This is a genomic window from Candidatus Nomurabacteria bacterium (assembly GCA_023898645.1).
GTDB lineage: Bacteria > Patescibacteriota > Saccharimonadia > Saccharimonadales > Saccharimonadaceae > UBA2112.
Map to the genome: position 1 here is coordinate 390,074 of CP060232.1, position 23,789 is coordinate 413,862.

Annotated in this window: 26 protein-coding genes and 2 tRNA genes; 19 read left to right on the forward strand and 9 right to left on the reverse strand. The window is 46.3% G+C overall.

The annotated features are described in order from the left end of the window. Positions 1-4: 4 nt before the first annotated feature. The 5 genes from H6797_01860 to H6797_01880 all read left to right on the forward strand — a co-directional run bounded on the left by H6797_01860 (position 5) and on the right by H6797_01880 (position 4,174). Complete coding sequence (locus tag H6797_01860; protein USN96919.1) at positions 5-607, forward strand: GIY-YIG nuclease family protein; 603 nt, start codon at positions 5-7, stop codon at positions 605-607. Between the two features lie 405 nt (positions 608-1,012). After that, positions 1,013-1,558: a helix-turn-helix domain-containing protein gene (locus H6797_01865; protein ID USN96920.1), complete on the forward strand. Its 546-nt coding sequence runs from the start codon at positions 1,013-1,015 to the stop codon at positions 1,556-1,558. Continuing rightward, positions 1,551-2,471: an alpha/beta fold hydrolase gene (locus H6797_01870; GenBank protein ID USN96921.1), complete on the forward strand. Its 921-nt coding sequence runs from the start codon at positions 1,551-1,553 to the stop codon at positions 2,469-2,471. The genes H6797_01865 and H6797_01870 overlap by 8 nt, the downstream gene beginning before the upstream one ends. 252 nt (positions 2,472-2,723) lie before the next feature. Next, positions 2,724-3,095, forward strand: coding sequence for a hypothetical protein (locus H6797_01875; protein USN96922.1), 372 nt, complete (start codon positions 2,724-2,726; stop codon positions 3,093-3,095). Positions 3,096-3,544: 449 nt separating this feature from the next. Further along, on the forward strand, positions 3,545-4,174 hold the full coding sequence (locus H6797_01880; protein USN96923.1) for a CHAP domain-containing protein: 630 nt from the start codon (positions 3,545-3,547) through the stop codon (positions 4,172-4,174). 2 nt (positions 4,175-4,176) lie between these two features. Here H6797_01880 and H6797_01885 read toward each other — a convergent pair whose 3' ends face one another. Beyond that, the gene (locus H6797_01885) at positions 4,177-5,529 is read right to left on the reverse strand and encodes an FAD-binding oxidoreductase (protein USN96924.1); all 1,353 of its coding nucleotides are present in this window, start codon (positions 5,527-5,529) and stop codon (positions 4,177-4,179) included. A gap of 148 nt (positions 5,530-5,677) precedes the next feature. Between H6797_01885 and H6797_01890 the strand changes: the two genes are divergently transcribed. After that, a complete protein-coding gene (locus H6797_01890; protein ID USN96925.1) occupies positions 5,678-6,256 on the forward strand; it encodes a hypothetical protein in 579 nt (192 codons plus the stop codon). Positions 6,257-6,301: 45 nt separating this feature from the next. Here the strand turns inward: H6797_01890 and H6797_01895 are convergent, their stop codons facing one another. Beyond that, positions 6,302-6,832 carry a PH domain-containing protein gene (locus tag H6797_01895; GenBank protein USN96926.1) on the reverse strand — a complete coding sequence of 177 codons (531 nt, stop codon included), beginning with the start codon at positions 6,830-6,832 and terminating at the stop codon, positions 6,302-6,304. A 60-nt stretch (positions 6,833-6,892) separates the two neighbouring features. Next, entirely contained in the window at positions 6,893-7,420 is a 528-nt protein-coding gene (locus H6797_01900; protein ID USN96927.1) for a PH domain-containing protein, read from the reverse strand. Between the two features lie 96 nt (positions 7,421-7,516). On the opposite strand from H6797_01900, the gene H6797_01905 reads away from it, so the two are divergent. Further along, entirely contained in the window at positions 7,517-9,580 is a 2,064-nt protein-coding gene (locus H6797_01905; protein USN96928.1) for a Zn-dependent oligopeptidase, read from the forward strand. Here the strand turns inward: H6797_01905 and H6797_01910 are convergent. Then, positions 9,577-9,972: a hypothetical protein gene (locus H6797_01910; GenBank protein USN96929.1), complete on the reverse strand. Its 396-nt coding sequence runs from the start codon at positions 9,970-9,972 to the stop codon at positions 9,577-9,579. The genes H6797_01905 and H6797_01910 overlap by 4 nt on opposite strands. Before the next feature lie 198 nt (positions 9,973-10,170). On the opposite strand from H6797_01910, the gene H6797_01915 reads away from it, so the two are divergent. Beyond that, positions 10,171-11,256, forward strand: coding sequence for a prepilin-type N-terminal cleavage/methylation domain-containing protein (locus tag H6797_01915; protein ID USN96930.1), 1,086 nt, complete (start codon positions 10,171-10,173; stop codon positions 11,254-11,256). A gap of 90 nt (positions 11,257-11,346) precedes the next feature. Here the strand turns inward: H6797_01915 and H6797_01920 are convergent, their stop codons facing one another. Further along, positions 11,347-11,925: an NAD(P)H-dependent oxidoreductase gene (locus tag H6797_01920; GenBank protein USN96931.1), complete on the reverse strand. Its 579-nt coding sequence runs from the start codon at positions 11,923-11,925 to the stop codon at positions 11,347-11,349. 141 nt (positions 11,926-12,066) lie between these two features. Between H6797_01920 and H6797_01925 the strand changes: the two genes are divergently transcribed. Together H6797_01925 and H6797_01930 are read left to right on the forward strand one after the other, a co-directional pair. Beyond that, complete coding sequence (locus tag H6797_01925; GenBank protein USN96932.1) at positions 12,067-12,639, forward strand: hypothetical protein; 573 nt, start codon at positions 12,067-12,069, stop codon at positions 12,637-12,639. 59 nt (positions 12,640-12,698) lie between these two features. After that, on the forward strand, positions 12,699-13,646 hold the full coding sequence (locus H6797_01930; GenBank protein USN96933.1) for a hypothetical protein: 948 nt from the start codon (positions 12,699-12,701) through the stop codon (positions 13,644-13,646). Here H6797_01930 and H6797_01935 read toward each other — a convergent pair. Next, positions 13,639-14,151, reverse strand: a complete 513-nt coding sequence (locus H6797_01935; GenBank protein USN96934.1) for a pyridoxamine 5'-phosphate oxidase family protein — start codon at positions 14,149-14,151, stop codon at positions 13,639-13,641. The genes H6797_01930 and H6797_01935 overlap by 8 nt on opposite strands. A gap of 86 nt (positions 14,152-14,237) precedes the next feature. On the opposite strand from H6797_01935, the gene H6797_01940 reads away from it, so the two are divergent. Next, positions 14,238-14,311, forward strand: a tRNA-Cys gene (locus tag H6797_01940). Positions 14,312-14,466: 155 nt separating this feature from the next. Here the strand turns inward: H6797_01940 and H6797_01945 are convergent. Continuing rightward, complete coding sequence (locus H6797_01945; GenBank protein USN96935.1) at positions 14,467-15,057, reverse strand: alpha/beta hydrolase; 591 nt, start codon at positions 15,055-15,057, stop codon at positions 14,467-14,469. Positions 15,058-15,080: 23 nt separating this feature from the next. Here H6797_01945 and H6797_01950 point away from each other — a divergent pair. The 8 genes from H6797_01950 to H6797_01985 all read left to right on the forward strand — a co-directional run bounded on the left by H6797_01950 (position 15,081) and on the right by H6797_01985 (position 21,722). After that, a tRNA-Leu gene (locus H6797_01950) sits at positions 15,081-15,167 on the forward strand. 115 nt (positions 15,168-15,282) lie between these two features. After that, positions 15,283-15,852 (forward strand): LemA family protein, encoded by a 570-nt coding sequence (locus tag H6797_01955; protein ID USN96936.1) that lies wholly within the window; start codon positions 15,283-15,285, stop codon positions 15,850-15,852. A gap of 18 nt (positions 15,853-15,870) precedes the next feature. Beyond that, a complete protein-coding gene (locus H6797_01960; protein ID USN96937.1) occupies positions 15,871-16,749 on the forward strand; it encodes a M48 family metalloprotease in 879 nt (292 codons plus the stop codon). After that, a complete protein-coding gene (locus tag H6797_01965) occupies positions 16,749-17,867 on the forward strand; it encodes a hypothetical protein (protein USN96938.1) in 1,119 nt (372 codons plus the stop codon). Before H6797_01960 ends, H6797_01965 begins: the two co-directional genes overlap by 1 nt. Then, entirely contained in the window at positions 17,848-19,866 is a 2,019-nt protein-coding gene (gene ligA / locus H6797_01970; protein ID USN97099.1) for an NAD-dependent DNA ligase LigA, read from the forward strand. Before H6797_01965 ends, ligA begins: the two co-directional genes overlap by 20 nt. 19 nt (positions 19,867-19,885) lie before the next feature. Then, a complete protein-coding gene (locus H6797_01975; protein USN96939.1) occupies positions 19,886-20,608 on the forward strand; it encodes an ABC transporter ATP-binding protein in 723 nt (240 codons plus the stop codon). After that, positions 20,608-21,348, forward strand: a complete 741-nt coding sequence (locus tag H6797_01980; GenBank protein USN96940.1) for an ABC transporter permease — start codon at positions 20,608-20,610, stop codon at positions 21,346-21,348. The genes H6797_01975 and H6797_01980 overlap by 1 nt, the downstream gene beginning before the upstream one ends. 17 nt (positions 21,349-21,365) lie before the next feature. After that, on the forward strand, positions 21,366-21,722 hold the full coding sequence (locus H6797_01985; GenBank protein ID USN96941.1) for a TIGR02611 family protein: 357 nt from the start codon (positions 21,366-21,368) through the stop codon (positions 21,720-21,722). A gap of 62 nt (positions 21,723-21,784) precedes the next feature. Here the strand turns inward: H6797_01985 and H6797_01990 are convergent, their stop codons facing one another. Both H6797_01990 and H6797_01995 read right to left on the reverse strand, forming a co-directional pair. Beyond that, complete coding sequence (locus H6797_01990; protein USN96942.1) at positions 21,785-23,296, reverse strand: NAD(P)/FAD-dependent oxidoreductase; 1,512 nt, start codon at positions 23,294-23,296, stop codon at positions 21,785-21,787. A gap of 133 nt (positions 23,297-23,429) precedes the next feature. Continuing rightward, positions 23,430-23,684 (reverse strand): RNA-binding protein, encoded by a 255-nt coding sequence (locus H6797_01995; GenBank protein USN96943.1) that lies wholly within the window; start codon positions 23,682-23,684, stop codon positions 23,430-23,432. Positions 23,685-23,789 lie beyond the last annotated feature (105 nt).

Here is a 23,789-nt window from a genome sequence, read left to right on the forward strand (position 1 = left end):
AAATATGTCAAAAGGAATAATCTACTTAATGTCCACCGCCGTATCTGGCCTGGTGAAGATTGGCAAAACTGGCACGGTCAATTATCCAGAACGAATGCGCTTCCTGGAGGCTAATGGATACTACAACGTTGCGGGCTTACGACGCTATTTCGCTATCGAGCTTGAAGATTATGACGATAAAGAAAGTCTACTGCACGAAATTTTTAGCAAACACCAAGTTGGTACCAGCGAGCTTTTTGCGTTAGACCAAGACCTAGTACGTCAATTGTTGCTATCATTTGATGGTAAAGTTATCTATCCTGAAAAAATCAACAAGGAAAAAGAGTTCGACGAAGTGGCGACCGCCCGCAAGCAAGGTGCGTTATTCAGCTTTTACCGTAAAGGTTTGCAAGACGGTGACGAAATCAACTTTATATCTGATAAATCTATTATCGCAACCGTCAGCGGAGAGCGAGAAGTTGAGTACGGCGGTCAAGTATGGAAGTTGTCACCACTAACATACAAGATTTTCGAGGATAAGGGGCAGCTAAACAGTAGCGGCGCCTATCAGGGTGCAAACTATTGGCAATTCAATAATCACAAACTAAAAGATTTGCCTGATAAGTAGTCGGTTCTAACCTATATTTCAAATTTTCCGAAAAATTTTTGGCAACGACATATCGACACATGTGGTGAGGGTGTCACTGCCTACCCCCCCGCCCCTTGTCAACTATGTAGGCAACGGTGGTGGGAGTGCGCGAACCGCCACGCCGGAGGCCAGTTACCTCTGTTCAGTCTATTGATGTAATCTGTTTTAAGCTATAGAATAAGTGAGTAGCGCGGTTCTGACTTCTGCCAGAACGGTGCACCAATTAAAATATCGAGGCTTGCCCTCGGTTTTTTAATTGGTTTGTGTCTATGTGTTCTAACTCTCGACCTCGACCCGAAAACTATAGTCGAGCATTTTGGGCTTATGCACTTACAAATATACGAATGTTTGCATTTTTGCGAATGGTTGTGTATACTCAAAAATATGAAAATGACAGACTTGCTACTTCACCCCGTACGAATCCGTATCCTCCAAGCTTTTTTAGGGGAGCGTGAGCTAACGACTGCTCAGCTTGCGGCAGAAATGGGTGATATTCCTCCGGGCAGGATTTATCGACATGTAACTTTGCTAGCCGATGCGGGAGTTTTGGAAGTTAAGTCCGAACGGCGAGTGCGTGGCGCAGTTGAGCGTTCATATGGCTTGGGGATCAAGACCAAACCTGATGTAGCAGAAATAAAAAAAATGACCCGTGATGAACATCTGCAGGCTTTTACGGCATATGTAACCGGACTGCTAGCAAGTTATGAACGGTATCTTGATAGTGACAAGCCGGATCTGGTACGTGATGGCGTTGGTTATTCTATGAATGCATTGTGGCTGAGTGATGACGAGTATGCTGATTTCGTAAAAGATATCGCAGCCGTCGTAACGAAACGGACAAAAAATAAACCAACAGCAGAGCGAAAGCGTCGCCTGATAGCGAGCGCATTTATGCCACTGCTTAACAACAAGGAGGGATCGAATGACTGAGCGTCAGATCGAATTTACGTCAGACAACTACAAATTAGCGGGTACTTTCGTGACACCGGATGAATCCAAGCCTCTACCAGCAGTGTTGATGCTACCGGGGTCGGGCCAGACGGACCGCGACGATAATGCCAAGAAGCTTGCCATAAATGTATTTCCGCAGGTGGCGGAGGCGATGAGCAGCATTGGCGTTGCTAGTTTACGATATGATAAGCGTGGCGTCGGTGAGAGCGAAGGTGATTATTGGCGCAGTGATTTAGATGATCGCATAGCCGATGCGGGCGCGGCGATCGAATGGCTAAAGGCTCAAGATGACGTAGACTCTGATAACGTATATGTTCTTGGCCATAGCGAGGGTGCGCTTGTAGCTACAAGTCTTGCTGCGGGACGTGCGGCGGTTGCGGGTGCAATTCTGCTGGCCGGATCGGCAAAGACAGGCGAAGAGACGCTAATCTGGCAAGGCGAACAAATTGTTGGCAGTCTGACGGGATTTTCAAAATGGCTTGTTGACCATCTGCATATTGATGCTAAGAAAAAGCAGCAACAAGCCATTGATAAGATAAAGAAAAGCACCAAAGACACGTATAAAGTTCAGTTCATACAGAGGATAAATGCCAAGTGGATGCGTGAATTGCTCGCTTACGAACCAGAACAAGATTTGGCGAAGATTAATGTCCCAGTTCTTGCGATTACCGGTTCGAAGGATATACAGGTTGACCCTGCGGATCTTGAGCGTATGAAGCAGCTGGTCAAGGGTCCATTTGAGGCGCACTGTGTGCCAGACGTAACGCACCTATTGCGCGCAGACGCAGGCGCTCCTGGTATCAAAACATACAAGGAGCAGGCGCGGCGGCCAGTTGACGAGCGCGTTATAAATTACATAGAAAACTGGTTGAAGGATAAAATAAAACGGTAAATAGTACTAGGCGTGGAGCACTGCTCGGTAGGTCTATAAGAGCGCATGATTAGCTTGCGATCAATGATGAAAAAATCCAGTCCCAGCGGCTGGATTTTCATAACATGACTGACGAGATTCTAATCTTCAATATCTTTATGGAAAATCTAGTCGGCTATCTAAACGATATCCACGTATGCTTTTAATTTTATAAAATATGTGGTATTATATGCAAATCGCTCCTATGTTATCTACACAAGGAGGTGGTGAGCGATGTCAGACACAGAGAAGTTCATCTGCAGCTTGATCGTAACCCAAGCACCGATGCTGCAAGACGTGATTGACTCCAAGAAATGGGGCGTCATTACACTCTCGGTCGCGACATTCAGTGCTTCGCTCGACGATGATTTATCTGTCGTGCCGACGTGCAAGTTGAGCGAATTACAACTTCGCAACATCAGAAACATCCAGCTCGATGACAACGACCAACAGTTTTCATTCGAAGGCGACTATCGGTTTAGCTACGAGCATAACTCGCACAGCCAGTCGTATGTACGAACTGAAACAACTAGCTATCGAGTAATCGTACGCTGGTCTAGTCGGTTCGAGCAAGATCTAACTGCGTACCTTTTGCAACTCGATTAGCCCGTTTGGGGTCGAGCAAATGCCCGTTCTTTTGGACGGGCATTTTACATTTAAAACACCTTTAATGACAGGGTTTCTGGAAGCCTGTTATTTCAGTGATGTGTGATGGATTAGTACTCGCATGCTTTGTGAAAGCCGTCTATTTAAAGGTCTATTTTAGTGAAACGTAATGTCATCATTTACCTCTGTTAAGCAAACTCTAAAATGTACTTGATGCATTGTAAATTAAACAATGTAATATATTTATCTTATATGACGAAGTATATTGTGGTACTTTCCGTTATTTCGTTGACCCATGGTGCTGCAAATTGATACGATTGTACGCGTGTTCTGCGCAAAGCATGACACACAACCCTCCGTGTCAACACAGACATTCCGAAAATTCAATAAATTGAATCAAACGCGACACGGAGTAAAGATCCTGTTCCAGATCTATAAGGAGAAATTTCATGACAATCAAACCATATATAGCGGCGGTTGCCGCAGTCTCTTCGCTTGCGCTTTTTTTCGGCCAGACCGCTCATGCGCAGGCGCCTAACTTCATTGGTAGTCCGTCTAACTTTAATCCTGGCAATCAGTTGCCTGCGCCCGGTTCGAGAGTTCAGCCACGAGGCGGGTTTCCGCCGCAGCAGGTTCAATATCGAGTTAGGGTCAATGAAAGGATTCAGTACAGCGAAAGGCATAGCTGGACATATAGCGAACGTCGTACGGACGACACTCAGCGTCAGCACAGGGCGGCTAGGCCGGCGGCTCCTAGGTCTAGTAATTTGTATATAAATGGCCAGTGTACTTGGTACGCAAAAAAGCGTCGACCTGATTTGCCGAATGGGCTCGGAAATGCAAATACTTGGTATGCGCGGGCGGCAGCCAAAGGCTATAAAGTCGGTTCGTCTCCTCGTGTAGGTGCAATAGGGGCGACGTCACAAGGAGCACTTGGACATGTCGTATATGTCGAGTCGGTCCATAGAAACGGTACGATTACTGTTTCTGAAATGAATTACAACGGAGGCGTTGGCAAGGTCCACACACGCACCGTCGCGGCAACTCAGTTTAAGTATATCTACAGAAGCGTCGCCTAGAGTTATAATACCAACCCTGTGTGCTCCGCAGGATTCCTCAGAATGTTTGTCTGTTGGTGTGTTTTTTCGGATAAGTTTTCCGTGCCCAGCACGTGATCAACGACGAGCTCTGCTATGCCTTGACCGCCCATGACGCCGGAATGGTGAGAGCCAGCTGCTAAAGTGACGTTTGTGTCGCCGATTTTGCCGACAATCGGCAAGTCATCGCGATAGGCTGAGTAGTATCCGGCGCTATGGCCGAATGGTTCGATGGCTAGATTGTGCCGAGCAGGGTCACGATAGTCGGCGTCCCAACGTGACGAACATTCGCTAAACATTGCATAGGTGCGGCCAACGAATAGGCTTTTGTGGTCGATTTGTAAGTCGGCCTCGTAGGAATTATTAGGGCGTGGATCTGTACTGGGTTCGGTAATTAACAAATCATCCGTAGCGGCATAGCCGTAGCTAGCGTGACCTTCGCGGGTAGATATACGGCCAATCGCCATGTCCGGAGTAATGACAAAAAAGTTTGTGTTGTCTGGTACTCCAGGTGTGTTAGCAAAAAACAGTTCGCGCTGCGTGATGGTAAAGTTGCGTGCTAGTCGTTCGGATTCGTCGCCCGATAGTAGCTGCGGTAGCTTGATGGCAAATGCACCGAGCGCCAGGATGATTTTGTCGCTATATATTTTTTCGTTGCCAAAATCGACGCCTATTGCTTCGCCGTTTTTTCCGAGCAAGATTTTCCGCGCGATAGTCCTGGTGCGGTAAGTGACGCCGTGACCGTTGCTATCTGCCCGACTGCAATCCATAAGCCAGCTTCGCATTACGTCGAAATGTAGTCGGCCGGCGTTATCAACAATCATAGCCCCCTCTATGCCGTCACCGTCTAGCAGTGGAAATTGCTGTCGTAATTCTTCTGCACTAACTTCCCGAGCTTGGGGATTAAACCCCCATGCTTCAGTGTCATTTTTGATACTTCGGTAATAGTCCATATCCGGCCTACCAAGTGTGCCCGGAGGAAGCAATTCCTGAATATGACTTGGTCGCTCTTTTGCTCCGACGGTAAAGATATACGGAAATTGTTCATATGCTCGCTCGGTAGCGTTGCTGTTTTTGTCACGTTCGCGTAGTTCTTCGTCAACACGGCTATACAGTTTCATGCCCTTGTCGACTATTTCTGCTAAAGCAAATGAGTCGTTAAACATGCGATATTGCTCAAGTGAACGCCCAGCAATGCCGCCCCATTCACTTTCTTGAGTTACGGCTAGAATGTTCGAATTCTTGCCCATGGCATCGTACATGGCGTTTGCCGTGTGTAGCCCGACTGCTCCACCACCAACAATTATCGCGTCGGCTGTGTTTTTAGAGTTCTCCATACTATGAGCCAATATCCTTCTTGTTTTTATAACTATATGCTGTTATTGGCTTTTGTCAAATACTTGAAAATGGTAGTCGTCATTTTTGTAGTTTAAGTACAGACAGTTGGAGTCTCGTTGCGCTATAGCTGTTATACTATGAACAACTATGAACAAATACATTGAATCTACGAAGGCCTTTATTTCGGATAATCAAAAAACTATAAAGACCGTTTCGGGAATTGCGTTCGGGTTGTTAGCTCTTGCAGTTCTTGTTGCGCTATTTATATATAACGTTAATGAGGGCAAGCCAAACATCGTGTATCAGCCCGTCAAAGCGTGTGAGTTGCTGACACCAGTGAAGGCAGAAGACTTGCTGGGTGACAAGGTATATAGCACTGACGCAAACAAGCCTGTTATTTCGGGCAATACTGCTACTAGCAAGTGTGGCTATACTGACAGGAACCCTGATCAGACGAAAATGCTGCTTGCGGCTGTATCGGTACGCTCGGCTATAAACAATAAGGGCACAAAGCAAAATAAAACTGATTTTGAAGCGTATAAAAAGGGTAGTTCTAGTGAAGCGGTGAAAGACGTAGGGGACAGTGCGTATTTCGATAAGTCAGTTGGTCAGCTCAATGTTCTTAGTGGTCGGATGTGGCTTAAATTCTTCTACGGCGTCGGTTCGGCACCCGAAGCAAATACGCTGGAAAATGCCGTAAAACTTGCGCAAAAAGTCTTGCAATAGTTGCCTACACACAAAGCTCTTGGCCTTGTCATGACGCGCGTGTGATTATTTTTTCTCCGTAGTCTGCATATTGCGCAAGTTACGATTGACGAGAAGCTGTGTTTTTAAGTGGGTTTCGAATTGCTCAGGGAAGGGTACGCCTCGTAGTTTGACGGGCTTGGTTGTTGATTGCAAACGAAGTGTAACTGTGCCATATTCGAACAAGTGACCGGCGAAAGTTTGACGCACTTCAGTCGTTTTTATGTCGCGTAGATCAATCTGTTTGTTAGATCGCTTCATGAGACATTTTATAGAAATTTTATGAGATGACAACTTGTATTCCAGAGAGCGCCATGCGAAAAAAACAATGAATGATACGATGAAATTTAAAATTACTCCAAGCAAGATTATGTCTATGACATACGTTCCTATGTGAAGTCCTAATTGTAGACGTTCACCTCGTCTCGTTGGTCCTGTCAAAATTACGAATGCACTAAAAAACAATATGAAAATTCGGAACACTAAAAGGCGAGCAAATATATATCCGGCGCTTTGCTTGATCGTACGATCTTGTTCTGAGAGGTAGCTGGCATACATTTATGACTGTACACCCATAAAAAATTTTACGTCGTAATCTTTGCTACAAATATAAGATTATTACTTGCTAGTCTTAGCAATATGAAGCTTTCGGTTTGCTAGCATTCTCGTTTCTAGTTGTGTTTTGAATTGTTTGGGGTGAGTAATACCTTTTAGGCTTACTGGTTTTTCACCATGTTGTAATGTAACTTTTATGGTTGCGTAATTAAAGTAATTTCCTAAGATATTGCGGTTAATCTTGCAGCCCTCGATGTCTGCGAGATTAATGTATTTATCTCTTGATGCCGTAAACCCTCGCCTAATGATAAGGCTATGGATGGATATTCGATATTCAACTGATTGCCATGCTGCAAAAATTAACAAGAATAGTATGAAATTACTTGGTATGCAGACAAGTATTATTTTAATGTCTAACGTGCTTATGTGAAAACCCGGAATCGTAGGTATTGACGATGCTTCGTCGCCAATAAATGCTAAGAAAGAATAAAAAGTCATGAAAACAACTTCCGCTATAAGGAGTCGGGCAAACATGAATCCGGCGCTTTGATTAGCTATGTAATCGATATCGATTAGCGCATCAGTCCTCATATATATATTGTACATTGTTGGTGTTAATTAATCTGTGAGGGCGAGATTCGCAATTTACTTGCTCGTCGTGCTACAATCGGCGCACAAGGAGTATCTGTGGAGAGACCAACTGCGCCCGACAGCGACAAGATACCGAACGGCTGGAATGAACAGGCGGCGAATGACTATGACCTGTATAGGCCGCGGGATTACTCTGAATTTCACTACGATACCATTACTGCCGCCGACGTAAAATTTATCGTCAATGACGGGCTACAGCGAGTCAAAGACTATTACGAACGCGTCATCGAGACCGACGAGCTGACATGGAATACCGTAATGGCTCCGCTTGATGACGCCGCTGATCAGATGGCGCATGTACACGGAAGGGCTTTGATACTTGGTGAAGTGCACCCGGATCAAGAAGTCCGAGATGTCGTAGCGGAGCTCGAGACAGACTTTATGCTGGAGGCGTCTGCCGTATGGTATCGAAAAGATTTATTGTCAAAAATTAAGGCATATTCAAAGACTCGTGAAGCAAAGAAGTTAAAGGGCGAAAAGGCTAGGTGTCTAGAAGCGACACTCTATATGTATAGTCAGCTCGGTTTTAACCTGCCCCCGAAAAAGCAGGCTCGATTGAGGGAGATTGATGAAAAGTTGACCGTATATGCGGCTGAATTTGCGTTGAACTTAAAAAACGATAATACGGTCGTGATGTTGACTCAGGAAGAGCTGGCAGGTATGCCGGAGCGCTATATAAATGACCTGGAGCGAACTGATGACGGGGAATATGTGGTAACTATGAAGTATCCACATGTTGATCCTATTTTCATGCAGGCCGAAAATCGCGAAACGAGGCGAAAAATAAGTGAGGCATTTCATTCTGTTGGCGTGGAAGGAAATCGACAAATCTTAGAGGAATCGCTTTCACTGCGTCATGAATATGCGAAGATTTTAGGATATTCCTCGTGGATGCACTACAGTACGGATACTCATATGGTAGAAACGCCAGAGAAATTGATTGAGTTTTATAACGAACTATATGATCCGCTCATGGAGCGTGCCGCGCCAGAGTATGCAATCATGCAGGAGATGCTGGAAATTGACGGCCACGAGGGTCCGCTCATGATTTATGACCGTGATTATTACGTGGCGAGATTGCAAGAATACAAGTATAAGATTGACCACGGAAAAATAAACGAATATTTGCCAGTCGAAGCCTGCTTAGATGGGCTTCACGAGCTGTCGGGGGAACTGTTTGGCATAAAGATTAAGCAGGTTGATTTGCCGGTTTGGCACGAAGACGTAATGGCATATTCGGTTGAGGACGCCAAGACGGGTGAGCTCAAAGCTACATTTTATTTGGACTTGTTTTCAAGGCCGGGTAAGTACACGCACGCAGCGACTATACCACTGCAACATGGTCGTAGGCTTGCGGATGGTACTTACCAAAAGCCTAGTGCAGTTATAGTTGCGAACTATTCACGACCTTGCTTTACGTACGAAGATTTAATTACACAGGCACATGAGGATGGGCATTTGTGGCAAATGCTTTTGACCAAGGCTGAGCTTATGGACTTTTCTGGCTGTAGTGTTGAGCATGACATTTGCGAAGCGCCGTCGCAAATGATGGAGAACTTTATAAAGGAACCGGAAATACTGCGGCGCATTATGAAACATTATCAAACAGGTGAGCAGCTTGATGATGAATCTATAAAAGCTTTGGTGGAGTCGCAGCAGATTTATGATCTGTTTGAGTATTTGCGGCGGATGCATCTGGGTGACATAGACCTGACGCTGCATGGCGATTCGGAACAGTGGGATATCGCACAGGTTAATCACAATAGCTCATCGATTGCTATGTTTTTACAGCCAGAAGGTACTTTTTTACCAGGAAAGTTTGGACATATCATGGGCGGCTATGAGGGCGGTTACCATACGTATGCGTATTCGAAAGTAAAGGCCGATGATCACTATAGTGTGTTTGAGCAAAGCTCATCGGCTTATCGTGAAATCGGTATGAGGTACCGGCGAATATTTCAAGAGCGCGGTGGTACGATTTCGTCTGCCGAAAACGAGTTGGAATTTTTAGGTCGTGAGCCAAATCACGAAGCATTTCTGCGGCGTATGGGTATCGTAGCTACAAAAGCTACGCTACAAACGCCCGAACCAGGCTCTTAAGCTGCGTCGTCGTTTTTAGGATTGGCGTGTCGAGGTGATTGATTGAGATTGTCACGAATAAGTGTGTGAATCTTGCGGCAGGTGTTTTCTCGTTTCTCCGCTTCCGCCCTTGAGTGGGTCGGCTCTATGCCTTTGCATAGAAGTCGTATGACAGGTTTACCGTCTCGGTCATTTTCAATTTGTTGCCGTAGTGCGCATTTGCCCATTTCACCTAACATGTTACAGCCATAAGCAATTTTAGGAGCGTCGTCATGTTGCGGTCTTTCTTCGACCGAAGTAGGGTCGTCTTCATCAGAGCAGTCGGTTTGACTATAGGTACTACGTTCATGATCTGATATGGGTGTCCTAGATTCGTACGAGACGTAATATATAGGTTCCCTATGTATAGCCATGTTGAAGGTTCCTTTGTAGCTCCATTATACATAATGTTTACGGTTTTAAATTTTACTTAGTATATTTTCTTTGGTTTAAGCTTACGGTGTACATAAAATGCCTGATTATGCCGAAACATAAATCAAACGAAACATAAAAGCAACCTTTTTTTGCGTATAACGCTTGCGCTTCATGCAATTTCGATTATACTTATGCTCATGAAGAAACATATCCTTGGATTCACATTAGTCGAAATTATATTAGCAATATCCGTTTTAGGAATTTTGGGCGCTATTGCTGCCGTAAACTTATCTGGCTTTGAGACATCATCAAGCAACAAAGTTCGTTCCACGGAGGTCAAGCAATGGGCTTCTACCTTTGATTTGTACAAGAGTCGATTTGGGGTTTGGCCAGTGTTGCCTAAAAGTGACGGCACTTCAACTGTCTGTCTGGGCGACTTTACGACAGTTGGAGGCAAGTGCGGTAACTTAGCTACGCAGTCGTATAGTGGTGCAGTAGACAATAGCTTGCTAAAGGCTGTAGAGACGGTCGGCAATCAACCTAAAGACACTGCACCAGCGGTTGGCGATAAGATTGCCGGGCCGGTTGCATATATGACACAGACGACCGATCAAAATACTGGCATCGCTACTGTAACGATTAAGTACGTAGGTTTCTTTAAAGGCAATACTTGCCCAGAAGGCTTTGATCCATACAGCACGAACATACCCCAGGAACTTAATGCAGTTTCATGTTCACTCCATGATGGTGGCAGTAGCTTTGCGTATGATTCTGGAAACCCACCAGTGCCACCTACGTCTACAACCGCGACACCAGTACCGACTCCAGTCGCGACTCCAATTGCAACTCCAGTCGCAACACCAACTCCTACTCCAAGACCAACTCCTACTCCAAGACCAGCTGCTACTCCTATTGCGTTACCGATCCCCGTGCCAAGTACTTCAACAACCGCTCAGCAGAAATGCCCTAACAATACAAATACTTTCACAAAAGGTTTCAGCGTCGGATTCTGCACAGGCCTCTTCCTGACTGGCGTGGCAACGGCAACGACTCTAGCGGTCGGCGGTACCCTTGCAGTAGCTGCAACGTTAGTGGGTGGTCCTCTTGCAGGTGCCGCAGTGATTGGAGCTACTTTGGCTGTCGCAGCAGTTGGTGTCGTAGCGGGTGTGGCACAAAGTGTGGTTGCTGGTGTGGTTACCGGTACGATTGCCGTAGTAGTTGAAGCGACAGTCAATGTAGTGACATCGATATTCAAGGGCATCGGCCATCTGTTCGGCTTCTAAATACGTACCTACTACCACTTGATCTTACCTTCGAGTAATAAATAACACACGACGACTGTCGTGTGTTATTTTGTCGGGGAATTATGATTATTAACGGGCGTCTTTAAGAGCACTCGTGTACCACAGGAGACTTTCAAGTTGTGTTTCTAAGGCAGCTTGAGGGCCGTGGGGACGTTCTGCAATCTCTTTCTTTAGTTTGCCGGTATCATCAAGGGATTCAGACAGACGATCGCTAAAAAATAGTGCTTGCGGGATGGTAACCGCACCCACGCCTGGCAATATCATACGTAGTGTTGCGATGGCTTGCGCACCTCCGCTACTGCCGTGTCCGACTAGTGCGACAGGTTTATCATCAATCTCGTGCCCTATGACATCGATGGCATTTTTAAGAACCGCCGATGTCGCTCGATTGTATTCGGGCGTTACAATGACGTAGCTGTCAAACTCGGCAATTTTACTAAGCCATTTTGCGGTTTCGGTGTCTGGTTTTCGGTTTGGGTCATAGCGCGGACTTGTCGGTTCATTGAGAAACGGCATCGGGTAGTCGCGCAAATCAAGCAGCTCAGCATCCGCCATGTTGTCTAGGTTGCTTGCAACCCATTTTGCTAGTTTGTCTGTATGTCGACCTTGGCGCGTGCTGCCTATGATCACTGCAATTTTTAGGCTCATATATCCCTCCTTTGAGACGTGTTTCGTTACTTTCGAGTATAGACGTGTTGCTATACTTTGTAAAGCATATATATGAAATCATGTATGAAAAGCGGCAACTAGTCACTTGTTATAAGATGCTTGCGATGATAGCATAAGCGAATGGAATTCATTAAGAAACATGCTAAATTTATACCACTTGTAGGCGTAGTAATGGTGATAGGCATTATGTTCGTCACCCTGTATGTTACTGCTCAGCAGGTGTTGCGAACGAATGCAAATTGGCCGCAGATACAGATAGCCGAGGATGTTGCTGCGCAGCTAAATAATAATAATCTTACGCCTCAATCTCTCATTGGTAATTCAGTGGATATGTCTAAGAGCTTGGCATCTTTTACAAGTATCTATGATGTAACTGGACGTACTGTTACCGGCTCGGGGTACCTAGATGGGCAAGTAGCAGTGCCGCCAAAAGGAATTCTGACATCTGCTGAGGGCCAGCCATATAACGCCGTTACGTGGCAGCCAAAGTCTGGAGTGCGTATAGCTGCAGTTGTAGTAAAGGCAAAAAATTACTATGTACTCAGTGGCCGTTCTCTGGTGGAAGTAGAAAAAAATGAAGGTCAAATTCTTACTATCACACTCGTTGGCGGGCTATTGAGTTTAGTGATAGTTGGCGGAATTGTGTGGTTAAAACTGCGCATCGGTCTGTTGGACCATAGTTCACGCAAGTAGATGATTACATAACGGTGTGATTGATTAGTGTAGGCTAGTGTGGTTTAATCAAGCCCACTATGGGCTATACAGTTGAAGACAATGGCAATCGCCGTTACAAAATTAATAAAAATAGAGAAATAGTTAGGCCATCTACTGGTCAGGATTTTTGCGTTGATCGTGTAAAGGCAGGGCTTGGTCGAACGGCTGTCATGCGAGGTCGTATTTTTCATCCGGAAGGCGGAGCTGACGAACCGCTTAATGTTGTAGCTATGAACGGCTGGTCTGCTCCAGCAGCGTCATACTATGAAGGTGCTGGCAAAATGGCAAGTATGGGTATCGCCACTGCGGTTTATGACACTATACATCTACCTAGCATCAAAGATTTTAAGGATTCACTTCGTGCTGCCGAGATGGGTGGCATAGCTATGATTGACATTATGGGAGAAGTTGTCGGCGACAATGAGACTGCGCTAATTGGGCATTCTACGGGAGCGATTACTGCATGGAGGGTCGCGCAAAATGACGATAGGCCTAGTTATGTTGTAGGTGAAGCTCCCGCCGGGATTGAGCACCGTAACATGGGAAGAGTCTATCTGAAAGAAAACCTGAAAGACATAGTGCAAAATGAGTTTATGAAGTATTTCAAACATTTGTTTACTGATAAATTCGGCTTGCAGGTAGCGGGTGAATTTTTAGTACTTAATACGACTGAACCAACTCGACTTATACGACAAGCCTGGATGCTTTCTAAGGGGCCGGACTTGGCGCCAATGATGGCAACAGCTCATGAAAAGGGTATGCTGAACGGCGTTATCCTTCATGGAAACGATAAATTTTTCCATATGGACAAGCAGATCGAAATCATTGATCGTAAAAAACACCTTTTTGATCTAGTGCGAATAGAAGAAGACTCCACGCATCTTCACCCAAATATGTACCCTACTAGAAACGCGGAAATAAGGGTGGAGGTTCTAAATACGCTACGGGGTATCAGAAAGCTTGGTAGCCAAGCTTTGTCTAGTTAGCGTTAGTTTCGTTGCTGAAAAGAAGCGTCTCAAATAGGTCGTCAGCTTCTTCAGAATCTGGACGGGCGTATACCGCCATTTTCATAACAGATGGTATTAGTTTGTAGGCTACAAAGTCTCCTGCGAACAGCTTTTCTGCAGGTGGCAGTTCTTCGTGGCTTAATTCGGCGCTCTTACTGTACATACTGTTGAGGATTTTGCGCTGGGCGTCTGGGTCGTTTATTTTTACAACATGACCACTGACTTGTAGTTGGCTTTGGGCGGCTTCATCGTAGATGACGTACTCAGCTCGATTATTTTCTTCGAGGTTTTTGTTTTTTTGAGTTTCGGACTTCGTTGCGAATAATAAGCAGAAGCCGTCGTCGACAGCATAATATATAACAGCGCCATGTGGATTTGCCGAGCTGTCGCTTGTGGCGAGTACTCCACTGTTATGAGATGCCAAGAAGTCGCGTATAAGGTATTCGCTGTTTGATGACGAGGTTGATTCGATAGTGAGCGGCATAACTGTCAATTCTCCTTATGATTTGTCTAATGCTCCTATAGTAGCATTACTTTGCTATAATGTCTCAAGACCTAGTAGGTTTACGTGGCGCGTTGGCGGAGCGGTTACGCAGAGGTCTGCAAAACCTCGTAGATGGGTTCGACTCCCATACGTGCCTCCACGTCGAAATTCATTCCGGCCTCAGGGCAGGCAAAGACGGAACTCTTTGTCTGCCGTTGAGGCCTTCATAGTTCCTCCTCTAAATTTCACAAACAGTAATCTTGGTTTGTAAAATTTGGAAACAGCAGAATTTAAAATAATCTCGATGATGCGAGATTATTTTTGATTGATGGTTGCAAGAAGTTCGGGAAATGTCGGATCAAGGAAATGTCCCATGTCGTCAAAGCTATGCACGATTGCTGAGGGCAGATCTCGTTGGAACTTGGCAAGTTCCGTATATGATACGACAGGATCGTCTTTGCTATGGAATAGATGAATCGTCTCGGCACTTTCGAAAAGCCGGTCAGCTGAAGATAGAGAGAAGCTCCCGAGGTCTTCTGAAGAATCGTCATCATAGCCGCCTGCAACGAGAATGAGCTGGTGAACTTTTTTGTTTAACGGATACTCTTGTAGGTATTTTGCGAGGAACATAGCGCCGAGGCTGTGGCCGACAATACTGACGTCATCGTCGAAAAACGGAATGAGTTTTTCGAAAAGAATTTTCCACTCTTCAAATACTGCGTTATCGCTGTTCGGAAACGACGGCAACAACACATCTACTTCTGGAAGTTGCTCTGCAAGCCATTGCTTCCAACTGCGTTTTGGTAGTAGACGATTGTAATCCACGGATCTCCCTTGGAGATCTTTGAAATAAGCTTCGTATGAGGAAAAACTATCTCCGCCATGAATTATGAGTATTTGCTTCATATTTTTAGTATACTAGAGACTAAGCGCGGGTGGTGGAATCGGTAGACACGAGAGACTTAAAATCTCTTGGCCGCAAGGCCGTGCGGGTTCAAGTCCCGCCCCGCGCACCAAATTGATATAACGACCCTTGAGGTCGTTTTATTGTGTTCAACATTGTCGATTTATAAGGTTACGTTTGTTATACTATATATACACATCAAATAGATACGAAGGGAATTTGAAATTATGACTGCACTCTGGGTTATTGTCGGTATTATCGTTGTTGTTCTACTGTTTTTATGGGCTACGTATAACGGCCTCGTTACATTAAAGGTTCGCGTTGACGAAGCTTGGAGCGACATCACCGTTCAGCTTAAGCGTCGCGCTGACTTGATTCCTAATCTTGTTAATACTGTTAAGGGCTATGCTAAGCATGAAAAGACCGTCTTTGAGGACGTCACAGAAGCACGCTCGGCTGTTGTGAGTGCTGGCTCACCCAAGGAAGCGGCGAAGGCTGACAACATGCTGACAGACGCTCTGAAGAGCGTATTCGCCGTTGCTGAAGCGTATCCGGATTTGAAAGCTAGTCAAAACTTTTCTGAACTACAGCAGGAACTTGTCGATACAGAAGATAAAATTCAGGCTGCTCGCCGTTTTTACAACTCGGGCGTGCGTGATTTTAATACGAAGGTTCAGGTATTCCCTAACAATGTATTTGCTGGCATGCTTGGCTTTACTCCACGAGAATTTTTCGAGCTAGATGACAAAGAAAAAGAAAAGGCCGAGAAGCCTGTCGATGTTAATTTCGACAAGTAGACATTCTAGGAGCTGCTGATGTACGGAGCAATTGCCGCCAATAAGCGAAACACTGTCATTATCATGGCAGCGTTTGTTGGTTTGATCAGCGCTTTGGGCTATGCGGTCAGTTTATATTACGGCCAAACATCAATCACGTATTGGGTAATTGCAGGCGCTGCCGTCTATGCATTGATACAGTACTTTGCTGCCAGTAAATTAGCCATCATGTCGACCGGAGCACGTGAAATAGAGAAGCGCGATAACCCGCGTCTGTACCGAATTGTTGAAAATCTGGCCATTACCATCGGTATACCAACGCCGAAAGTATATATTATCGATGACCCGGCGCCCAACGCTTTTGCAACAGGCCGCGATCCGAAGCACTCAGTCGTCGCAGCGACGACGGGTATTTTGGATATTATGAACGATCGTGAACTCGAAGCTGTTATGGCGCACGAAATGGGACATGTACAAAACTATGACATTCGCGTTAGCATGATTGCCTTTGGGCTGGTCAGCGCGATTGGCTTTTTATCAGACATTGCGCTGAGGATGTTTTTTTTCGGTGGTAATGACCGTGATCGACAAGTAAGTCCTATTGTTTTAGCAGTTGGTATAGTTGTAATCATATTGGCGCCAATTATGGCCGCATTGATTCAAATGGCAGTAAGTCGTCAGCGTGAATATCTAGCAGACGCCACCGGAGCATTGACCACGCGCGACCCAGAGGGACTTGCTAGTGCACTAGAAAAGCTTGAGAAAAATAGCCGGCCTATGCAGCGTCAAAGTACGGCGACAGCCCATCTATTTTTTAATAATCCATTAAAACCCGGTGCGATTGCGGGACTATTCAGTACTCATCCGCCACTTGCAGACAGGGTGGCTCGGTTGCGAAATACGAAAGGCAAGTTCTAATGGCAACGCAGAAAAAAACAGTTTCAAAGAAAAAAACAAAAGTAGTAAAGCAATCTAAAAAGAAATCCACTAAAGTTACAAAAAGTACTGCTCCTTTCGTGGAGCAGGCCCAGAAAATAATCACACCGCACGTCGTACGCGCAAAGAATTATCTCGCACGACGTCCGCATCGTTCGTTTCGTGTTACGAGACGACGTGACTACAAGCGGTCATTGCAGCTACCGAGTTACTGGTCGTTTACGGCAGTTGTTTGGCGGACTCTTTGGAAAAACTGGAGATTATTTGGTGGTCTGGCAGTTGTATACATCGTAGCGACAATAGTCGTAAGTGGTGTTGGGCAGCAGGAATCATATAATAATCTCGTTTCGGCTCTTAAATCTAGCGGCGGTGACTTGTTTAAGGGTGATTTCGGACCGATTAGTCAAGCGGGATTGCTTTTGGCGGCATCTGTATCTACGGGACTTGCGCCGAACGTAACACAAGCTCAGTCCGTCATTGGCGCGTTAGCTGTACTATTTGGTTGGTTGGCATCAGTCTGGGCGTTGCGCAACGTACTCGCTGGCCATAAGCCGCAACTACGAGATGCTTTGTATAATAGCGGTTCGCCAGTGTTGGCCACGACGCTCGTTAGCTTTGTCGCTATAGTTCAATTACTTCCGGCTGCAATTGCTCTGATCGTCTATACTGCAGCACAAAATTCAGGCCTGTTAGACAGTGGTGTCAGCGCTATGTTGGTTTGGATGGGTATCTCGCTCCTTGGTATCTTGTCGTTATATTGGATTTCAAGCACATTCATTGCACTTGTAATCGTGACGCTGCCAGGCATGTACCCTATGCGAGCCATCAGGGCTGCCGGAGATTTGGTCGTTGGTCGGCGCTTGAGGCTGCTCTATCGGCTGCTCTGGTTAATCTTTGTAGTAATAGTAGCTTGGCTTGTTATCATGATCCCGATAATATTGTTCGATGATTGGGTCAAGAAGCTCGTTCCAGCAATTAATTGGCTGCCGCTTGTGCCGCTATCAATCATCTCGCTCAGTTCGCTTACGCTGATATTTACCAGTAGCTACATTTATTTGCTGTATCGGAGGATTGTTGATGATGACGCCAGTCCCGCCTGAGCGACGTATAGTTGAACTACGCGATTTACTTAATCAATACAGTTACGAATATTACGTACTTGATCAGCCGTCGATTCCAGATGCGGTTTACGACAGCCTGTTCGGTGAACTTAAAAAGCTCGAGTCTGAACATCCTGAGCTTGTCACGCCCGACAGTCCCACGCAACGCGTTGGTAACGAACTAAAGGGCGGGTTTGCAAAAGTAGAGCATAGTACGCGCATGCTAAGCCTTAACGACGTATTCGACCCGACAGAAGTTGAGGCGTGGGTGGCACGCATGGAGAAATTATTACCGGATAGTAAACATGAATTTTTTGCCGATGTAAAAATGGATGGTTTGGCCTGTGCCTTGATTTATGAAAACGGGCTATTTGTACAAGCTGTGACGCGTGGCGACAGCTATGTCGGCGAAGACGTGACGAGCAATGTTCGCACGATAAAAAACGTACCGTTACGACTTAGAGCCGCTAAAGGCTACGAGAAATTTCTAGAAGGTCGCACCGAAATTCGTGGCGAGATTGTGATGCTCAAAAATGACTTCGATACGTTAAATGAAAAACGTCGAAAAGCAGGCGAGCCTGAGTTTGCTAATCCACGAAATCTTGCGGCAGGTACGATTCGTCAGCTGGATCCAAAGTTGGTCGCAGCGCGTCCGTTGCATTTCAGAGCTTATGACTTGTTGCGTGATGATCCAAATGACGTGCCGACAAATATGTATGCATATGAAACGCTGTCTGCGTTGGGCATTACGCGCAACAAAGAAGCCTCTGTGTTTATGAGTTTGCCAGATGTCATGAAGTTCGTTGATCATGTCGGTGAAATTCGTGGAGAACTGCCATTTAATACAGATGGTTTGGTCATCAAGATCAACAACCGGGCACTATATGCAGAGCTAGGAGTAGTAGGTAAACAGCCGCGTGGCGCCGTGGCGTACAAATATGCCGCAGAGCAGGCAACGACAGTCATCAAAGACATCGTTATAAGTATTGGGCGAACGGGTGCGGCGACGCCGGTTGCGGTTTTTGATCCGGTAGTCGTCGCAGGTACGACGGTTCGGCATGCAAGCTTGCATAATGCAGATGAGATTGCTCGACTAGACGTACGGCTTGGCGACACGGTCGTTATATTTAAGGCTGGGGATATTATTCCGCAAGTCGAGAGTGTCGTCATTGAGCTAAGGCCAAAAAATGCAAAGAAATTTGACTACGAACAGGCGCTCGCCGAGCAGTATCCAGAGTTGGAATTCGTGCGTCAAGGCAAGGACGTCGTGTATAGGGTGAAGGGTGAAAGTGGCGAGCTGATTTTGAAACGCTCGGTTCAATACTATGCGTCAAAGGGTGCGCTCGACATAGACACGCTTGGAGAAAAAAACGTTGTCGCACTCGTTGACGCTGGCCTAGTCAAGGACGTAGCAGATATATACACGCTAACGGTCGACGATTTACTAAAGCTTGATCGCTTTGCTGATATTTCCGCAAACAAGCTAGTTGATGCGATTCAGGAAAAGAAAAACCCGCCACTTGAGAAGTTTATCTTAGGGCTTGGGATCCGCCATGTAGGTGCGCAGACGGCTATAGATTTGACAAACAAATTTCAGTCTATGGACGCACTTAAAAACGCAACAATAGAAGAGTTAGAAGAAGTCGATGGGGTAGGTAAGGTTGTTGCTGAATCAATTGTTGCATGGTTCTCTGACGACGATAACTTGGCTTTGCTAGATAAGTTTGAGCGTCTGGGCGTGCAGCCTCATTACACAAAGAAGTCTGGTAGACTCGTCGGACAAAGCTTTGTCGTCACGGGCTCGCTTGAATCGATGGGTCGCGATGAAGCTGCAGATAAAATTCGATCTTTGGGAGGCACCTTCCAGACATCCGTCGCAAAAGACACGACATACCTTGTTGCTGGTGGTAAAGTCGGCGCCTCGAAGCTTAAGAAAGCCCAGGATTACGGCACTAAGGTAATTGACGAAAAGCAGCTGCTGGAATTATTCAACCTGTAAGCCGTGATACAATATGCTTATGGATAAGCATATAGCAATTACTGCAGACGGTTTAATCGTACAGAAAGACAGAAAAACCATACTCGACAAATTAACCTTTGAAGTACCCCGAGGTTCAATTACGGGCTTGATCGGTCCAAGCGGAAGCGGTAAAACAACATTGATGCGAACGATTGTTGGCGTACAAAAATCAACCAAAGGTGACCTGATGGTACTTGGTCAGGACGCCGGTAGCCGTAAATTACGCAGTTCCATCGGTTACGTCACACAGAGTCCAGCCGTGTACGGCGATTTAACGGTGTTGCAAAACCTTTATTATTTCGGTGCACTAGCGCACGCGAGTCATAAGCAAATAGATCAGATTATTAAGAACGTACGATTGAAAGATCAACGCAATCAGATTGTCGATAGTTTGTCTGGCGGACAGCGCGCGCGCGTAAGTCTGGCGGTCGCTCTCCTTGGTGACCCTGACCTATATATATTTGACGAACCGACTGTAGGTTTGGACCCGGTTTTGCGCAACGAGCTATGGAACATGTTTAAGCAGATGGCGGTTGCGGGTAAGACGTTACTTATTTCGAGTCATGTCATGGACGAAGCCGACCGATGTGAAAATTTAATGTTGCTTCGTGACGGCAAGCTCCTTTGGAATGATACCCGCGAGGCTTTGCTTCATAAAACCAAGAAAGACTCTGTCGGAGATGCGTTTATTGCCATGATTGAGCGAAGGGAGAACGACTGATGTACCACGTTAAAGCGACATTTGCGACAACGTTACGAATTTTACGCCAGCTTTCTCATGATCGTCGGACAATAGCGCTCATATTCCTCGTTCCTTGTATTTTGTTGGGGATATTGCGCTGGCTATACGATGGCAACCTAATGATATTTGATCAAATTGCACCTGCGCTATTGGGCATTTTCCCATTTGTCATCATGTTTATTATCACGTCGATTACGACATTACGTGAGCGAACAGGTGGTACCATGGAGCGCTTGATGGTTTCGTCTATTGGCAAGTTGGATCTCGTGCTTGGTTACGTGTTTGCGTTTGGTCTTCTTGCTGCCGTCCAGGCGCTACTTGCAAGTACGTTAGTATTGTATGGTCTTGGGCTGGACATTGCTGGTCCGCACTGGTTCTTAATCGTAATGGCTATGGTTGACGCACTACTTGGGACTGCGCTCGGTGTATTTGTCAGCGCATTTGCAAAGACAGAATTTCAGGCAATTCAGTTCATGCCAGCATTGATACTCCCTCAGTTCCTTATATGCGGGCTACTTATGCCTCTGGATAAGATGCCAAGCTTACTCGAGACTATTGCTTACTTTTTGCCACTGACGTACGCAGTTGATGCGCTCAACACGGTCGTTCATAATGTCGATATTACTAATGACGCCTGGCGTGACCTTTGGGTCGTCGCGGCCTTTGCTGTTGGTGCGATTTTGCTTGGCGCGTTGACTCTTCGTCGTCGGACGAAATAGTTTAGTATACTAGGACTATGCGCAGGCGTATAAAGAAAACCTTTGTTGGGATAATAGGCGGTCTTGTTGTAATCGTAGGTATTATTTTGATTCCTTATCCGGGTCCCGGCTGGTTAGTGGTGTTTACTGGTCTCGGAATATTATCGACAGAATATGATTTTGCTAGACGATGGTTGACGTATGGTCGTGCGAAATATGATGCCTGGAATGTCTGGACGGGAAAACAGAGTTTCATAGTCAAGGCGCTCATATGGTTGTCGACTGCCGCCGTCGTTGTTGCGACTATATGGCTAGTAAATGGCTACGGTATACTCAATCATTTGCTAGGGTTGGGCTGGAACTGGCTAAACTCACCACTGCTGATTTTTCGATAATAACTGTAGTAATGAAAAATGGCCTAGGTGAGTTTCCTCGCCTAGGCCATCCTGCTGTGAAGTTATTTGGTGGTTGCGACTTTTTTGCCGCGTCCGAAGAAGATGTACTCCCTCGAATCCAGTTTGCGCACAGCGCGTCGATACGCACCGGTGTGGCCAGGCCACAACACGCGGTTTTTGCCATGTTCGTCGAAGTACCAGCTTGTACAACCGCCAGTATTCTGAACGGTATGGTCAAGCTCGTGCTGCACCCAGTCGTTGTAAGCGGCTTGCGCATTTTTGGTGGGTGACAGTGCCGCTGCTTTTCGCTTGTCGACCGCTCTAATTGCCTGGACGACGTAATCGATCTGAGCTTCGATCATGATGACGACCGAGTTGTGCCCCAGACCAGTGTTCGGGCCGAGTAGGAAAAACAGATTAGGCATATCCGCAACGGTGATACCCCGATGCGCGTCCATGCCAGTCTTATTCCACATATCGACCAGATTATTACCGCCGCCGCCGACAATCGTCCCCATGTAGCGGTATGAATCCGCAACGTGGAATCCGGTAGCCCAGACGATGATGTCGACCTCGTGCAACGTTTCTTTGCCGGCATTGTCTTTGGTGATGATGCCGTTTTCGGTAACGCTGACGATTGAATCAGTGGTTACATCCGCCTTCGGACTGTTGAGGGCCTCATAGAAGCCAACGGCAAATCCGATTCGTTTGCATCCGGCTGAGTAGCTCGGCGTAAGCTTGCGACGTAATTCTGGGTCGGAAATTTTCCGATTGATGTCGCGTTTCCCTAGGAACTCGATAACCTTTAGCAACTGCAGATGCTTGGTCATGCCTTCACCGATGGACTCTTGCCACAGGTGAATGCCGAGACGGGTTGCCATGCGAGTGCCGGGAATCCATTTGAAACCAAGTTGCGCCAGTCGCGGAATCTTCCAGTCGGGTCGAGTGACGACCCAGGCGGGAGTACGCTGGAACAATGTAAGCTTATCGACTTTGTCGATGATGCCCGGTACCACTTGAATTGCACTTGCGCCAGTACCGACAACAGCGACACGCTTACCTTCGAGGCTAACGCTACTGTCCCATTCCGCAGTATGAAACTGGGCTCCCTGGAACGATTGACGTCCAGGAATGTCAGGAACTGACGGAACATGCAGAGCGCCTACGCCCGAAACGACGAACTGTGCGACATACTCACGGTCATCTTCGGTAGAGACGTGCCAGCGGAACTCGGCCTCATTCCACACGACTTGTACGACCTTCGATCCAAACACAGTATGTTCACGCAGGCGGTGCTTGTCGGCTACGGATACCAGATACTTCTGGATTTCCGCGCCAGGAGCCCACATGCGAGACCAGTTGGGATTCGGTTCGAAGGAAAACGAGTAGAGGTGGGCGGGAACGTCGCAGGCGATGCCCGGGTAGACGTTGTCTCGCCAGGTACCTCCGAATTCGTGTGCTTTCTCAAGAATTACGAAATCGTTGATGCCGGCTTTTTGCAGCTTGATGCCCATACCGATACCAGAAAACCCGGTGCCAATGATTAGCACACGTGTTTCGACTATTGTTGACATTAGGAACTCCTCACATTGGGCATGCTGTTAAGCGCGCCAGAAACAGGATGTGGGAATTATGACATCTTTTATGAGTAATTGTCAATTAAAATATCCCGCCAAATTGACGGGATATTTTTTTAGTGTGAACGATTTAGTTCTTTGGGCGCGCGATACTTACGTTAATCGGGCGGCCATCGAGTTCTTTACCGTTTAGTTGGTCGACTGCCTTTTGGTTGTCATCGTCGTTTTCAAATTCGACGAATCCAAATCCTCGGCTGCGGCCTGATTCGCGGTCCATGATGACACGGGCGCTGACAACTGCACCGATTTGCTCAAAATGAGCTTTCAGGCTGTCATCAGTCGTTGCGAATGCAAGGCTACCAACAAACAAATTCTGTGATGCCATGTAACTGTGATTCTCTTCTATGTACTAATAATTTCAGATCGACCGATTGCTACTACCAGAGTTCCATAGGAATCACTATTAGACGCATGCTTCTGAACAACTTTA

Coding starts and splice junctions, on each gene's coding strand:
- H6797_01860 (USN96919.1), top strand. CDS start 5: ATGTCAAAAGGAATAATCTACTTAATGTCCACCGCCGTATCTGGCCTG.
- H6797_01865 (USN96920.1), top strand. CDS start 1,013: ATGAAAATGACAGACTTGCTACTTCACCCCGTACGAATCCGTATCCTC.
- H6797_01870 (USN96921.1), top strand. CDS start 1,551: ATGACTGAGCGTCAGATCGAATTTACGTCAGACAACTACAAATTAGCG.
- H6797_01875 (USN96922.1), top strand. CDS start 2,724: ATGTCAGACACAGAGAAGTTCATCTGCAGCTTGATCGTAACCCAAGCA.
- H6797_01880 (USN96923.1), top strand. CDS start 3,545: ATGACAATCAAACCATATATAGCGGCGGTTGCCGCAGTCTCTTCGCTT.
- H6797_01885 (USN96924.1), bottom strand. CDS start 5,529: ATGGAGAACTCTAAAAACACAGCCGACGCGATAATTGTTGGTGGTGGA.
- H6797_01890 (USN96925.1), top strand. CDS start 5,678: ATGAACAAATACATTGAATCTACGAAGGCCTTTATTTCGGATAATCAA.
- H6797_01895 (USN96926.1), bottom strand. CDS start 6,832: ATGTATGCCAGCTACCTCTCAGAACAAGATCGTACGATCAAGCAAAGC.
- H6797_01900 (USN96927.1), bottom strand. CDS start 7,420: ATGAGGACTGATGCGCTAATCGATATCGATTACATAGCTAATCAAAGC.
- H6797_01910 (USN96929.1), bottom strand. CDS start 9,972: ATGGCTATACATAGGGAACCTATATATTACGTCTCGTACGAATCTAGG.
- H6797_01915 (USN96930.1), top strand. CDS start 10,171: ATGAAGAAACATATCCTTGGATTCACATTAGTCGAAATTATATTAGCA.
- H6797_01920 (USN96931.1), bottom strand. CDS start 11,925: ATGAGCCTAAAAATTGCAGTGATCATAGGCAGCACGCGCCAAGGTCGA.
- H6797_01925 (USN96932.1), top strand. CDS start 12,067: ATGGAATTCATTAAGAAACATGCTAAATTTATACCACTTGTAGGCGTA.
- H6797_01930 (USN96933.1), top strand. CDS start 12,699: ATGGGCTATACAGTTGAAGACAATGGCAATCGCCGTTACAAAATTAAT.
- H6797_01935 (USN96934.1), bottom strand. CDS start 14,151: ATGCCGCTCACTATCGAATCAACCTCGTCATCAAACAGCGAATACCTT.
- H6797_01945 (USN96935.1), bottom strand. CDS start 15,057: ATGAAGCAAATACTCATAATTCATGGCGGAGATAGTTTTTCCTCATAC.
- H6797_01955 (USN96936.1), top strand. CDS start 15,283: ATGACTGCACTCTGGGTTATTGTCGGTATTATCGTTGTTGTTCTACTG.
- H6797_01960 (USN96937.1), top strand. CDS start 15,871: ATGTACGGAGCAATTGCCGCCAATAAGCGAAACACTGTCATTATCATG.
- H6797_01965 (USN96938.1), top strand. CDS start 16,749: ATGGCAACGCAGAAAAAAACAGTTTCAAAGAAAAAAACAAAAGTAGTA.
- ligA (USN97099.1), top strand. CDS start 17,848: ATGACGCCAGTCCCGCCTGAGCGACGTATAGTTGAACTACGCGATTTA.
- H6797_01975 (USN96939.1), top strand. CDS start 19,886: ATGGATAAGCATATAGCAATTACTGCAGACGGTTTAATCGTACAGAAA.
- H6797_01980 (USN96940.1), top strand. CDS start 20,608: ATGTACCACGTTAAAGCGACATTTGCGACAACGTTACGAATTTTACGC.
- H6797_01985 (USN96941.1), top strand. CDS start 21,366: ATGCGCAGGCGTATAAAGAAAACCTTTGTTGGGATAATAGGCGGTCTT.
- H6797_01990 (USN96942.1), bottom strand. CDS start 23,296: ATGTCAACAATAGTCGAAACACGTGTGCTAATCATTGGCACCGGGTTT.
- H6797_01995 (USN96943.1), bottom strand. CDS start 23,684: ATGGCATCACAGAATTTGTTTGTTGGTAGCCTTGCATTCGCAACGACT.